The following is a 12,460-nucleotide window of genomic DNA, read 5'->3' on the forward strand; positions in this document are numbered from 1 at the left end:
TAGAGTATGTGATGAGTGTAGATAGCTATCGACATCAAATCGTTGAATTTCAGTCTGGCTTACTCGTGTTTTCGAGAGATTACCTAATAACTCATATTGAAAAACTCAACGGAATAACACCGGAGCAAGTTCTTTGTGACAGTGGTGTAGGTATCTTTAGAGACTATGGAAATGGTGTCTATGCTTACTTACCGAACAAAGAGTTTGGAGGAACACTGGAGCTCCGCTGCTTGATCGAAGGTGTGCCATTGCGAGTGCAATGTAATCTTCTATCGGTGCCTCACATCGTGGTTCCCGAACAATTTCAATTAGCGCAATCCAAGAGCAGTCCAATTGGTTATTCAGTCCTTTCGGACGGAACCATAGCTATCAGCCGAAGTGCTCTTGTCAAATTTGTGAATAAGAGCGCGGGTCATTCAGATGCCTCGATACAAGGAAGTGAGTTCCAAGTTAGGTCAGTAATGACTGCCACAGCAAATTATCAAAGTAAACTGACGAAAGAGTTTTGTTTTATTTCTCCACCGTATACACATTCCAACAATAGTTTTCAGCCCCTGTCTTGTGAATTGTTAGTTGAGGCGCTCAATCTTCACAGCGAGCAGAGTTTGGACTTAGTTCTGCGTTTTGATTTTACTTTGTTGAAGGACCTAATAGTAAAGACAGAGAACGGTATGTGTTCACGAAAAGCACTTGAACAAAAAGATCTTGTTGGTTCTCCTACACAGTTTGCAAGTCCGATAGTGTATGTTGATGCTGTTTATTCATTTTCAAATCAGAGCTTTTTACGTCGTTTGCCGAATGGTTCTTTCAGTCAACCCAAAACTGAGTCGGAAGGATATATTTACTTATTGTCTGATGCGGTTGACTACATTGCCACTGGAATTTTCATGCCACACATGCAAGCGGCACCGATTCAGACCAGCCTTAAAGCGTCGAACAAGTGGTGTGATATCGAAGTAAATAAAAAAGATCTTATTTCCAACTCGGTTAGCCGGCAATGTGCAAAATCTATTCACCAATTAGCGTTCGAGCATTCTGATTTAGTTCAAGTAAAATCAGAAAGCGAGGGTGACCTAACCTTGTCGTCTGTTAATCGTAGCAAAGGACTCGGAAAACTCTCTTTGTCAGGTGATGATGGAGAAAGTAGTGAAGGCTATTTAACTTTCGATCTGGTCTTTATGCCTAACTTGATTTTCGATAACTGTATTCAAACTAAAAGCGGCAACTATTGGGAAGTTTCGACTCGCGAGATTAAAGCACTGCTGAGCCGAAGAGTTCGCAAGCGTATCGCACATATTGATGTTAATTGCAGTGATGGGTTAGTGACTGCCAACAACATTAATACATTTACGTTATGGTCTGTGAACTGCCAAGCACAAACACAACTGAACTTAACCTTGAGTTTTGATGATGGAACATTGGGCTTTTCATCAATAACCATTTAACTAGGTTATTGATTGTGAACACGTATTAACTTGGATTTAGTGTGAATATTGTTCTAGAACTTAACTAAGAGGATTAATTATTCATCGAGCCTACCAATGATTAGGTTCAATATCGAAAAGAGAGTACCTCAACTCTCAATCTTGGGGAGATTGGCTATGAAAGGAATCATTTTTACCGAGTTTATGGAGCTCGTTGAAGAAAAGTTCGGCTTAGAAGTATTGGACGAAGTTCTTGAAATGTCAGGGGATGAAGGTATCTATACAGCTGTTGGGAGTTACGATCATAGAGACCTTGTGAAGCTAATTGTTAACCTTAGTAAGAAAACCGATATTGCGCCTGATACATTGCAGCAAGTGTTTGGTCAGACCGTGTTTAAAGCACTACTGGCATCTATTCCGGACAGTGCCAGTATTGGCCAAAGCACATCTACATTTCAGTTCATTCGCCACGTAGAAGATTACATTCATGTTGAGGTGAAAAAACTCTACGCGGATGCAGAACCTCCTAAATTTCATTTCATTAGTGAGACAGAAACAGAAATGGTCATGGACTATCAGAGCGCTCGCTGTATGTCTAACGTATGCTTGGGGTTAATAGAAGGGTGCGCAACCCACTTTGGGGAAACCGTAGATGTCAAAATGAGTCCTCAAACAGAAGACGGAAGCGTGGTCAGGTTTAGCTTATCTTTAGTGTGAATTGACTATGACGAGTAGTGCGGCGATTGAAAGGAAACTCAAGCGTGAAATAGCGGCCAGAAAGGCGGCTGAGAGTTTACTCGAAGCTAAAAGCTTAGAATTGTTTAATGCCAATCAACAATTAGAAGTGGCTCTAAAACAAGTAGAGCAGCGCTCAGAGGCTAGCTTTAAACGGCTGGAGTTTCAGCAGCATATTGAGCGAATTCTAATTCAGTTTGGAAGAACCTTTTTACGTAGCAACCTTGATGATGTACTACTTGCGGATTTAGTCAAACAATTAACGGATGCTGCTGAGGGCATCTCTTATAGTATTGAGTTGACTGAAAACCTTATACCTACCCTTAAACATAATCTTTTCAACTCAACTAAGGTAATAAATGAAGCCAGCACGTCTCCGGCCTTACAAGCTTCTATACCAATTCAAGTCGAACAGAAAAACGTTGGGAAATTGGAGGTTAACCTTGTTGGTGAAGATTTTGACTTGGCCTTTATTGAAAGCCAAATGTCATTAGTTTGTGAACTGTTGTCGAGCTCCATAACACGCCAGTTAATCAACTTAAGACTTGTTAAATCGAAAGAGCGCGCAGAAGCGTCGGAACGTTCGACTCGTGAGTTTCTGGCAATGATCAATCATGAATTGAGGACTCCTTTAAATGGATTACTAGGGAGCGTTGAGTTGTTGGCAGATACTGATCTGAAAGGTGCTCAACAAGAGCTTCACAGTAATTTAAGTCAATCTGGTCAACTACTTAGGTCGATTATTAATGACCTCTTGGATTTCAGTAAGATTGATGCAGGAATGTTAGAGTTAATCGAATCAACATTCAAATGGACCAACCTTCAATCAACGTTGTGCAGTATTTTTGAGCACAAAGCGGCGGAGAAGCAAATTGGATTTACAATTTGCGCTGACGGCTTCTCTAACAAGAACTTCAAAGGCGATTTAGAACGTATCACACAAATTTTCGTCAACCTTATTGGTAATGCAATTAAATTCACCGATGAAGGAAGTGTTAAAGTTACGCTAACCTCGCAGGAAGGTGGGATTGGCTTTTCAGTAACAGACACGGGAATTGGTATCAGTCAGACGGCTCAGAAGAAACTGTTTCAACCGTTTATTCAAGCAGACAGGTCTAGTTCACGTAACTACGAGGGAACAGGGCTCGGATTAGCCATCTGTAAAAGACTTGTCGAGCTAATGGGTGGCTCAATTTCGTTAACCAGTGAGTTAGGGCAGGGTACAACGTTTTATGGTTTTTTACCGTTGCAGGTTGAAGATGTTGACGATAACGAACGGATAAAACAGAACCTTGATACTGTGGTACAGGATTTTTCTGCCCTTAAGATTCTGGTCGTTGACGATATCAAAATGAATCAGGTCGTGATTACCAAAATGCTGAGCAAAGTCGGTATCACACCTGATCTTGCTGTTAATGGCCTTGAAGCGGTTGAACATGCGACCAATCAGCAATACGACATCATATTTATGGATTGTAGAATGCCAGTGATGGATGGATTTGAAGCAACGAAACGACTACGAGACGCAAGTTACGCCAAACCCATCGTGGCGCTAACCGCAGGCACAACACGAGAAGAACGACAAACTTGTTATGATGTGGGTATGGACGACATCCTATCCAAACCTTATACCGCAAAAGACTTGACCCTCACACTCTCTAAATGGGGGCCAAGCTCTGGTTTAGATGCGCTCTGACTAGAGGTTGCCAAGGGTTGGCAAAATTCTACCTAATTTATCGAAGGTTTCTTGATACTCTGCATCACATTCGCTATCGGCGACGATACCGCCACCGGCCCAAGCATAGATTTTACCTTGTTTTGCGATGAGTGTTCGAATGGTAATGCTGGTGTCCATAACGCCATGAGCACTGATGTAGCCAATGCTACCGCAATATACACTGCGAGTGTGAGGTTCTAGTTCCTCAATGATTTCCATGGCTCGTATTTTAGGTGCGCCAGTTATTGAACCTCCGGGGAAACAAGCTCTAAGAAGGTCTGTAGCGCAGTATTCTGGAGCTAACTCGCCAGTTACCGTGCTTACCAAGTGATGAACTGCAGGGAAGCTTTCGATATCAAAAAGCTTAGGCACTTTAACACTGCCTGGAGTTGCTACTCGTCCGATATCATTGCGGAGCAAATCCACAATCATCAAATTTTCTGCCTGATCTTTGGTCGCTGCTTTTAGCTCTTCTGCGTACGCTTTATCTTGTTCCACATCGACTGATCTTGGTCGAGTACCTTTAATTGGTTTGGTTTCAATACAGTTTTGATGAAGCTGTAAGAAACGCTCAGGGGAAACACTGATTATCGCGCTATCGTTGGTTCGGATAAAGGCACTAAACGGTGCTTGATTCTGGTTGTCCAATAGATTAAATGCCTGCCACTCACTACCAGTATATTGAGCTTGATGTCGTTGCGCTAAGTTAATCTGATAGCAGTCTCCTGCAGAGAGATAGTCTTGCACCGAAAGAAATTTGTCTTGGTATTGTTGTTTGGTCATGTTGGACTGCCAATTCGACACCAACGTAAACGGATCTTCTTGAGGGGAGACCTTACGTTCTAACCATTGCTTATGAAATTCAGGGTTGTTACCTACGATGGCAGCTCGCTGTTCTTGATGGTCAACGACTAATGCCCAATCATAAATACCGATAGACATATCGGCGGCTTGGATGTCGTTTTCTGCTTTTATTGGCAAACGTTCCACTCTGCGTCCTAGATCGTATGCGAAGTAACCAACCGCACCTCCAATGAATGGCCAGTTGGTAGAATCTTTCCTGAAACCAACTAAGTTCTCTATCAAATCATTAACGATGGCAAATGGATCTTGGTCACTTTCTGACACTTCGTCTCCAACTATAACTTTGGTGATAGCACCAAACGTTTCGACGGTTGCGACTGGTTGAGAGACCAAAATATCAAATCGGCTGTTCTCATGACTGGCGTCTGACGATTTCAGTAGCATCGACCAAGGAAGTTGCTCAATCTCAGCAAACTTGTCTCGGGCTAGGTCTTGGTAATAAGGAAGGTCAACGAATTGAATAGATAGTCTTTCTTTTGTGTTCATTTGCTTAAATTGTGACAGAAACGTTGTCGCACTCATGGCGCATAGTGGAAAGCAAGAGTATCATATTTTCACAATAAAAAGTCGGACAATTATCCCTGAAAATACTGCGGGTTAAGGCGTGGTACAGGTTCAAAGAAAGTTCGTAATTCTGGAAGCTAAAATTATAAAGAGGTATTCAATGGCGGTTATTCGTAAAGAAGATGTGATCAGTAGTGTTGCTGATGCATTGCAATACATCTCGTATTACCATCCCCTCGACTTTGTTCAAGCCCTAGATAAAGCTTATCAAAAGGAAGAAAGCCAAGCGGCAAAAGATGCCATCGCGCAAATTCTCATTAACTCGCGCATGTCCGCAGAAGGTCATCGACCAATTTGCCAAGATACAGGTATCGTTACCTGCTTTGTGAACATTGGTATGAATGTCCAATGGGACTCTGATCTAACTGTTCAAGAGATGATCGATGAAGGCGTTCGTCAAGGTTATACCAACCCTGACAATCCGTTGCGTGCATCTGTGCTAAAAGATCCAGCAGGTAAGCGTATTAACACCAAAGACAATACGCCAGCTGTGGTTCATATCAATATGGTGCCAGGGGATAAAGTTGAAATTCAAATCGCAGCGAAAGGCGGCGGTTCTGAAAACAAAACCAAAATGGTCATGCTTAATCCATCTGACGACATCGCAGAATGGGTAGAGAAAACCTTACCTACTATGGGGGCAGGTTGGTGTCCACCAGGTATGTTGGGTATAGGTATTGGCGGTACGGCTGAGAAAGCGGCAGTACTTGCAAAAGAATCTTTGATGGAGCATATCGATATTCAAGAGCTTATCGAACGTGGTCCTTCTAATGCAGAAGAAGAGCTTCGCCTTGATATCTTTAACCGTGTCAACAAACTGGGCATTGGTGCTCAGGGTTTGGGCGGCTTAACGACCGTCGTCGATGTTAAAATCAAAACCGCACCAACTCACGCAGCTTCTAAGCCTGTGTGTATGATTCCAAACTGTGCGGCAACCCGTCACGTTCACTTCACTCTCGATGGAACCGGCCCAGCAGAGCTTACGCCACCAAAATTGGAAGAGTGGCCAGATATTACATGGGAAGCTGGCGAAAATACTCGTCGAGTGAATCTTGACACTATCACTAAACAAGACGTTCAAGAGTGGAAAACAGGTGAGACTCTATTGCTCTCTGGGAAAATTCTGACAGGTCGTGATGCAGCGCACAAACGTATTCAAGGGATGTTGGAGAGTGGTGAAGGTTTGCCAAAAGGTGTCGACTTTAAAGGCAAATTTATCTACTACGTCGGTCCAGTAGACGCCGTTGGCGATGAAGCAGTAGGACCGGCTGGCCCAACAACATCAACTCGTATGGATAAATTTACTGACATGATGCTGTCTGAAACTGGACTAACTGGCATGATTGGTAAAGCGGAGCGTGGTCCTGCGGCGATTGAGTCTATTAAAGAGCACAAGGCTGTGTACTTAATGGCTGTCGGCGGTGCGGCATATTTGGTAGCTAAGGCGATTAAGAAAGCCAAAGTGGTTGCGTTTGAAGACTTAGGTATGGAAGCTATTTACGAGTTTGAAGTTGAAGATATGCCTGTGACTGTCGCGGTAGATTCAAGCGGAGCGAATGCTCACAAAATTGGTCCAGATACGTGGAAAGTTAAGATAGCGGAAGCAGAAAAAGTTTCTTAATCCGCTTAGAAAAAGTGGGTGTGTGAACGCATACTCACTTTTTTTTATCTATAATTCAGGCGTATACTAAAAAACATACTAGAAAAAGAACCAAGGAGAGAGCAACAATGCCTCGATTCATACAAATATTACAAATTGCGTTATTGCTAGTAGTGGGATTTTTCGTTGGCTACGATTTAATACTGCACGGTATCAGCATCTTTAATGAAAAATACGTCACCATGGCTTGTGTGCTGACGGTTCTGTTGGAAATCGCACTGTTCGTCATTTATAAGTTAATTGAAGACGATTAGGACGCTCTCAAAGTTTCACGTAAACCCCTGAATATTTTCAGGGGTTTTTTGTTCATGTTTCGTTAATCTCGTATAGTGCAAACTTATCCCATTAGTTTTATTGGAGTACGTTAAATGAGCCGAATTGGTCAAGAAGTATCTGATCTTCTGCATCGTAGTATGGACTCTCATGTTCGAATTGCCGTGACGGGTTTGTCGCGAGCAGGTAAAACGGCGTTCATCACTTCACTGGTTAATCAACTGTTGCATACCTCTACGCACGAGAATTTACCTCTGTTGGACTGTGCTAGAGATGGACGATTGATCGGCGCCAAGCGTGTCCCGCAGTCTAACTTAATGGTTCCACGTTTTGCTTATGATGACGCGATGAGTCAACTGCATGCAATGCCACCAAGTTGGCCTGAGCCTACGCGCGATGTAAGTGAAATACGATTAGCGGTTAAGTATAAGCCAGCAAAAGGGGCGAAACGTTTAATCAGCAAAACGTCGACTCTGTATATTGATGTCATTGATTATCCGGGAGAGTGGTTACTCGATTTACCACTACTCGATTTGACCTTTGAGCAGTGGAGTGAGTTGCAGTTTGAGAATCTAACGGGCATTCGCCGCGAATGTGCCCAAGACTGGCTGACTAAACTTGAGCAGTTTGATGCCACTGGAGAAGAAAACGAAAAGCAAATAGCCGACATTTCCGAGAGCTTTACTCAATATCTGTATGCCTGCAAGGAGCGTGGATTACATTGGGTGCAACCAGGGCGCTTTGTTCTTCCGGGTGAATTAAAAGGCGCACCAGTACTGCAGTTTTTCCCTTGTCAGGCTCCGTCAGACAAAGTCACGAAAACGAGCGGCTATGCGATGCTCAAGCGCCGCTATGAAGAGTATCAAACCAAAGTAGTGAAGCAATTCTACAAGAATCACTTTGCGACATTTGATCGTCAGATTGTGCTAGTGGATTGTTTACAGCCACTAATGGCAGGCTCAGAAGCGTTTCATGATATGAAAGATGCGCTGCAACAAATTATGAAGAGTTTCCGTTATGGACAATCTAGCTTACTACGTCGCTTGTTCTCTTCACGAATAGATAAAATTCTGTTTGCCGCCACAAAGGCTGATCATGTCACACCAGATCAGCACAACAACTTAGTGAGCTTGTTACAGCAAATGGTACATCCAGCGTGGCAAGATACTGCGTTCGAAAATATAGAAATGAGCTGCATGAGCGTCGCTTCCATCAGAGCGACCGAAGCAGGATTTGTAGGTAAAGGAAATGAGAGCAGTGCTGCGCTAAGAGGAACGACCTTGGATAATGAAACCATGACCTTGTATCCCGGTGATGTGCCAGCCCGCCTCCCAAAGGCTGAGTATTGGAAAAACAATCAGTTTGAGTTTACCTCATTTAGACCGCTTGAAACGGCGGTTGACGAACCTTGTGGGCATATTCGACTTGATAAAGCACTGCAGTATTTGATTGGAGATAAACTTCGATGAGTGATATCAAAGGTAGAAAAGTCTTCACTGAGGATACTTCCGAAATAGAATCTTCAGTGGATATAAACAGCCAAAAGCTGTTTGAACCAGAACAGGCGTTCATACCTGTTGAACATGAAGCAAATGATCAACAGGACGAGCTAGAGCTTGAAAGAGTAGTCAAAGGAAGCAGCAAAAAAGGCTGGATTGCCACTACTTTATTAACGGCATTTGCAGGCTTAGTTGGTTGGCAAGCGATAGATAACGTCGTGACTGCTGCCAATACCGGAGACTGGTTGTCTTTAGGTTGGTCAGGCTTGATTACCGCAGTAGCGGCAATGGGTATTGGGGCGTTTGGTAAGGAGCTGTATAAGCTTCGCAAACTGAAAGACCACTTTTCGGTTCAAGAACAGGCCGAAGCACTGATTGCCAACGATGGAGTGGGGCAGGGTGAGAAGTTCTGTCAAAAGCTAGCTGATGAGGCGGGGATACAACCTGAAAACCCTTCGTTTGACCGCTGGAAGAACAGTATTCACAGTGCGCATAGTGATGCTGAAGTGCTAAATATGTACCAGTCCATGGTACTGAAAGAGCAGGATAAGCAAGCACTGGCCGCAGTGTCGAAGTTATCGGGGGAAGCGGCAATTTTGGTGGCTCTGAGTCCATTGGCTATTGCTGACATGCTTCTCATCGCATGGCGTAATTTCCGAATGATCGACAAATTATCAGAGGTTTACGGCGTAGAGTTAGGTTACTGGTCAAGACTTAAGTTGTTCAAACTCGTATTAATGAACATTGCATTAGCGGGTGCCAGTGAACTTGCCATTGAATCAAGTGCGGATATATTGTCGATGAACTTGGCAGAAAAACTTTCAGCCCGAGCTGGACAAGGTCTTGGTGTGGGGCTGCTAACAGCTCGTTTGGGTTTGAAAACGATCAGTCTAATGCGACCAATCCCGTTTCCAAATGAGGAGCGTCCAAAACTGGGTTCAATTCGTAAGTCTGTATTGGAAAGTTTGAAGAGCAAGCTTGGTTAAGCGTTTGTTCATTTGAATCAACTAAAATAGTAACGGCAGTTCTTGTCACGAGAACTGCCGTTATTCGTCTTAAAACTCTAAACCCAATTCTCGAAGTACATTCTCCGCTTGTTGTGCGTCGCTGAACTGAATGGCATGCAGTCCACATTGCACTGCGCCGTCGACGTTGTATGGCATGTCATCCAAAAATACGGTCTCTTTCGCGATAAGATTGTTGCTGTTGAGTAGCGACTGATAAATGTCAGCAGAGGGTTTGAGTACACCCAACTCAGCCGATACGGTAGCAGCTTCGAATAGTGGCCAGAAGTCATAACGATGCTTTAAGTGCTCGACAATTTCATGGACGTTGTCCGTTAATGCATAAATGTTATAGCTGGCTTGTTTCAGGCGCTTAATGAGATCGACCGTACCAAAAATCTGAATTTGGGTTTCTTTGATGTAGTAGAAGAGTCTCTCACACTCAGCCTCAGATAGCCCCAATGCAGTTTGATATTCTTCTTGTGCTTGATGTTCGGTCAATAGACCCTTGTTAAGAGCCATCCAAATATCATGTTGAAAAATAGCTTTAGCCTTTTGCTCTGCTTCATGAGCACTATACCCAAATGTTAGTCGAACGATCTCAACGGGAGACCAGCGAACAATCACGTTGCCAACGTCGAAGACCACGTTGCGAATTTTACTTGTGTTCAATTTGATACCTCGTAGTAGGGACAATGTATCCATGAAAAGAACCGCCATCTAGTTATAGCTGCTTGGTTTTTTCTATCAAAAAATCAATCAATACACGGACACGTTTAGCCTTTTGTGTGTTTTTATGAAAGTAGACATAAAGTCCAGAATATGGGTACCAATAGTCTTCTAAAATTGGTACCAGTTGCTTTTGGGCGATATGTGATTGAATCATAGGTTCGACAAGTCTGCCTATTCCCAAACCTTTTATGGCAGCATCTACCATTAAGTTCGTGTCATTAACAACCATGGAGGTAGGCATCTCCACCGAAAGCATCTCTCCCTGTTTGTTTAGCAATAGAGGCGCAATTTTGTTTGATGAGATGAATCGATACTGTATCAGCTTGTGATGTTTCAAATCATCTGGGCATGATGGTTGTCCATAGTGTTCTATATAGGCAGGGGACGCAAAAAAGGCTTCTTTCATAGAAGTCGTAAGTGGTCTAGCGACCATGCCTTCTTCCACTTTATCACCAAAGCGGATGCCAAGATCAAAGTTCTCGTTAAGTATGTCGATTGTGGCGTCAGAAACTGAAATTTCTAGTTGTATATGAGGGTATTGCTGACAGAATTCCGCGTAAATGGGCTCGATTAAATACTGATAGACAAAGCGTGGCATGGTGACGCGAACCGTGCCAGTGGGTTCTCGGCTTAAATCGCTGACACTTTCGAAAGCCAAACTCAACTCGGAAATAGAATGCAAGGTGCGTTCATGCAGTAATCTACCTGCTTCAGTGACTTCAATGCGTCGTGTTGTACGTGTAAACAACGGTAGACCTAATTCTTGCTCTAAAGCTTTCAACGCATTGCTGACTGAAGGAGGTGCCATTTCGAGCTTTTGAGCCGCTCTGGTAATGCTACCTTCCTGAACGATCGTATTAAATACAATCAGTTGGTTGAATATTGTTCCGTTCATGATTAGGACCTAATACTATTATTAGCTTTAAGCTAATAATTATTTAGCTAAAAGTCATCTAAAAATTATCAATGATACTAATTACACTACTCACATGTTAAGTCAGTAACCGATGAGAAAGTCATTATGAGCCAGGTTTTAGTTATTTCAGGTCATCCAAATTTGGACGCGTCAAATACCAATAAAGTTATTTTGAACCAATTAAGTGATCATTTTGATGACATTGAAGTGCGTCAACTAGACCGTTTATACCCTAACTATCAGATCGATGTAGAGGCAGAGCAAGCGGCTTTAGTGAAAGCTGACGTTGTTGTACTGCAGTTTCCGTTCTACTGGTACTCCATTCCTGCATTGCTGAAAAAATGGATTGATGATGTATTCAGCTATAACTTTGCTTATGGCGCTAAAGGCGACAAGTTAAAAGGCAAAGATTTGGTGCTATCGTTCACAATCGGTGGTCCTGAGGAGTCTTATACCCCGCTTGGCTATAACCATTTCTCAATTGAAGAGTTGTTAAAACCTTTAGAGCAAACCGCTTATCTTGCAGGAATGAATTACGTTAAGCCAATTTACACTCATAGCATGGTTTACATTGCAGGCGTGTACAACAAACTGGAGGAGGTAGAAACTCGTGCTAGGAGTCATGCTGACCGCTTGCAAACGAGGATTGAAGACCTTATTCAATCACCAGAAAACCGTATTAGTAAGTTTGTGACTCAATGGTTCGCCCAGTTTGATGAACTTCCTGAGTCGACTGATGACTTTACGCGTTATTTAAGCATGGATATCAAATGGTCAGCGCCAGAAGGAACATTTTCAGGTCATGATGGGTTTAGAGATTGGTATTCTATCGTTAAGCGCACCTTTAAACCGGATTGTCATCATCAAATCGAGCAAATAGAAGTGCGTAGAGAAGACAATAATTACGCAGTCGAACTCAGAATACGCTTACTTGCAGACACCTATCCCGAGTCAACGCTACGTGGTGAAAGCATTAACTTGCTGGTTAACGAAGTTTGGAAAGTAAGCTTGGATGACACCAGAATCACAATTCATGATTATCATGTCGATCCAGTGAGTTAATATAAAAACA

The 12,460-nt window shown here is 43.0% G+C and carries 11 protein-coding genes; 8 read left to right on the top strand and 3 right to left on the bottom strand.

Features of this window, described 5'->3' with window-relative positions:
* Positions 1–11: 11 nt before the first annotated feature.
* The 3 genes from OH456_RS14020 to OH456_RS14030 all read left to right on the top strand — a co-directional run bounded on the left by OH456_RS14020 (position 12) and on the right by OH456_RS14030 (position 3,855).
* Complete coding sequence (locus OH456_RS14020) at positions 12–1,445, top strand: hypothetical protein (RefSeq protein WP_198557991.1); 1,434 nt, start codon at positions 12–14, stop codon at positions 1,443–1,445.
* Between the two features lie 156 nt (positions 1,446–1,601).
* Positions 1,602–2,141 (top strand): heme NO-binding domain-containing protein, encoded by a 540-nt coding sequence (locus OH456_RS14025; RefSeq protein WP_006073693.1) that lies wholly within the window; start codon positions 1,602–1,604, stop codon positions 2,139–2,141.
* Positions 2,142–2,148: 7 nt separating this feature from the next.
* Positions 2,149–3,855, top strand: coding sequence for an ATP-binding protein (locus tag OH456_RS14030; protein WP_198557990.1), 1,707 nt, complete (start codon positions 2,149–2,151; stop codon positions 3,853–3,855).
* Here the strand turns inward: OH456_RS14030 and pabB are convergent, their stop codons facing one another.
* Entirely contained in the window at positions 3,856–5,226 is a 1,371-nt protein-coding gene (gene pabB / locus OH456_RS14035; RefSeq protein ID WP_240206086.1) for an aminodeoxychorismate synthase component I, read from the bottom strand.
* 178 nt (positions 5,227–5,404) lie between these two features.
* Here pabB and OH456_RS14040 point away from each other — a divergent pair, with 178 nt between their 5' ends.
* The 4 genes from OH456_RS14040 (at position 5,405) to OH456_RS14055 (ending at position 9,722) form a co-directional block, all read left to right on the top strand.
* The gene (locus OH456_RS14040; RefSeq protein WP_270033687.1) at positions 5,405–6,925 is read left to right on the top strand and encodes a fumarate hydratase; all 1,521 of its coding nucleotides are present in this window, start codon (positions 5,405–5,407) and stop codon (positions 6,923–6,925) included.
* Between the two features lie 107 nt (positions 6,926–7,032).
* On the top strand, positions 7,033–7,218 hold the full coding sequence (locus OH456_RS14045) for a hypothetical protein (protein WP_006073687.1): 186 nt from the start codon (positions 7,033–7,035) through the stop codon (positions 7,216–7,218).
* 114 nt (positions 7,219–7,332) lie between these two features.
* Complete coding sequence (locus tag OH456_RS14050) at positions 7,333–8,706, top strand: YcjX family protein (RefSeq protein ID WP_038225843.1); 1,374 nt, start codon at positions 7,333–7,335, stop codon at positions 8,704–8,706.
* Positions 8,703–9,722 (top strand): YcjF family protein, encoded by a 1,020-nt coding sequence (locus tag OH456_RS14055; protein ID WP_240206084.1) that lies wholly within the window; start codon positions 8,703–8,705, stop codon positions 9,720–9,722. The genes OH456_RS14050 and OH456_RS14055 overlap by 4 nt, the downstream gene beginning before the upstream one ends.
* A 69-nt stretch (positions 9,723–9,791) precedes the next feature.
* Here OH456_RS14055 and OH456_RS14060 read toward each other — a convergent pair whose 3' ends face one another.
* Together OH456_RS14060 and OH456_RS14065 are read right to left on the bottom strand one after the other, a co-directional pair.
* Positions 9,792–10,412 carry an HAD family hydrolase gene (locus tag OH456_RS14060; RefSeq protein WP_270033688.1) on the bottom strand — a complete coding sequence of 207 codons (621 nt, stop codon included), beginning with the start codon at positions 10,410–10,412 and terminating at the stop codon, positions 9,792–9,794.
* Between the two features lie 52 nt (positions 10,413–10,464).
* Positions 10,465–11,367 (bottom strand): LysR family transcriptional regulator, encoded by a 903-nt coding sequence (locus OH456_RS14065; protein ID WP_088875824.1) that lies wholly within the window; start codon positions 11,365–11,367, stop codon positions 10,465–10,467.
* 126 nt (positions 11,368–11,493) lie between these two features.
* On the opposite strand from OH456_RS14065, the gene OH456_RS14070 reads away from it, so the two are divergent.
* A complete protein-coding gene (locus OH456_RS14070) occupies positions 11,494–12,450 on the top strand; it encodes an NAD(P)H-dependent oxidoreductase (protein ID WP_124939907.1) in 957 nt (318 codons plus the stop codon).
* Positions 12,451–12,460 lie beyond the last annotated feature (10 nt).

Origin of the sequence: Vibrio sp. La 4.2.2 (assembly GCF_027586995.1) — a bacterium.
Taxonomy (GTDB): Bacteria; Pseudomonadota; Gammaproteobacteria; order Enterobacterales; family Vibrionaceae; genus Vibrio; species Vibrio mediterranei.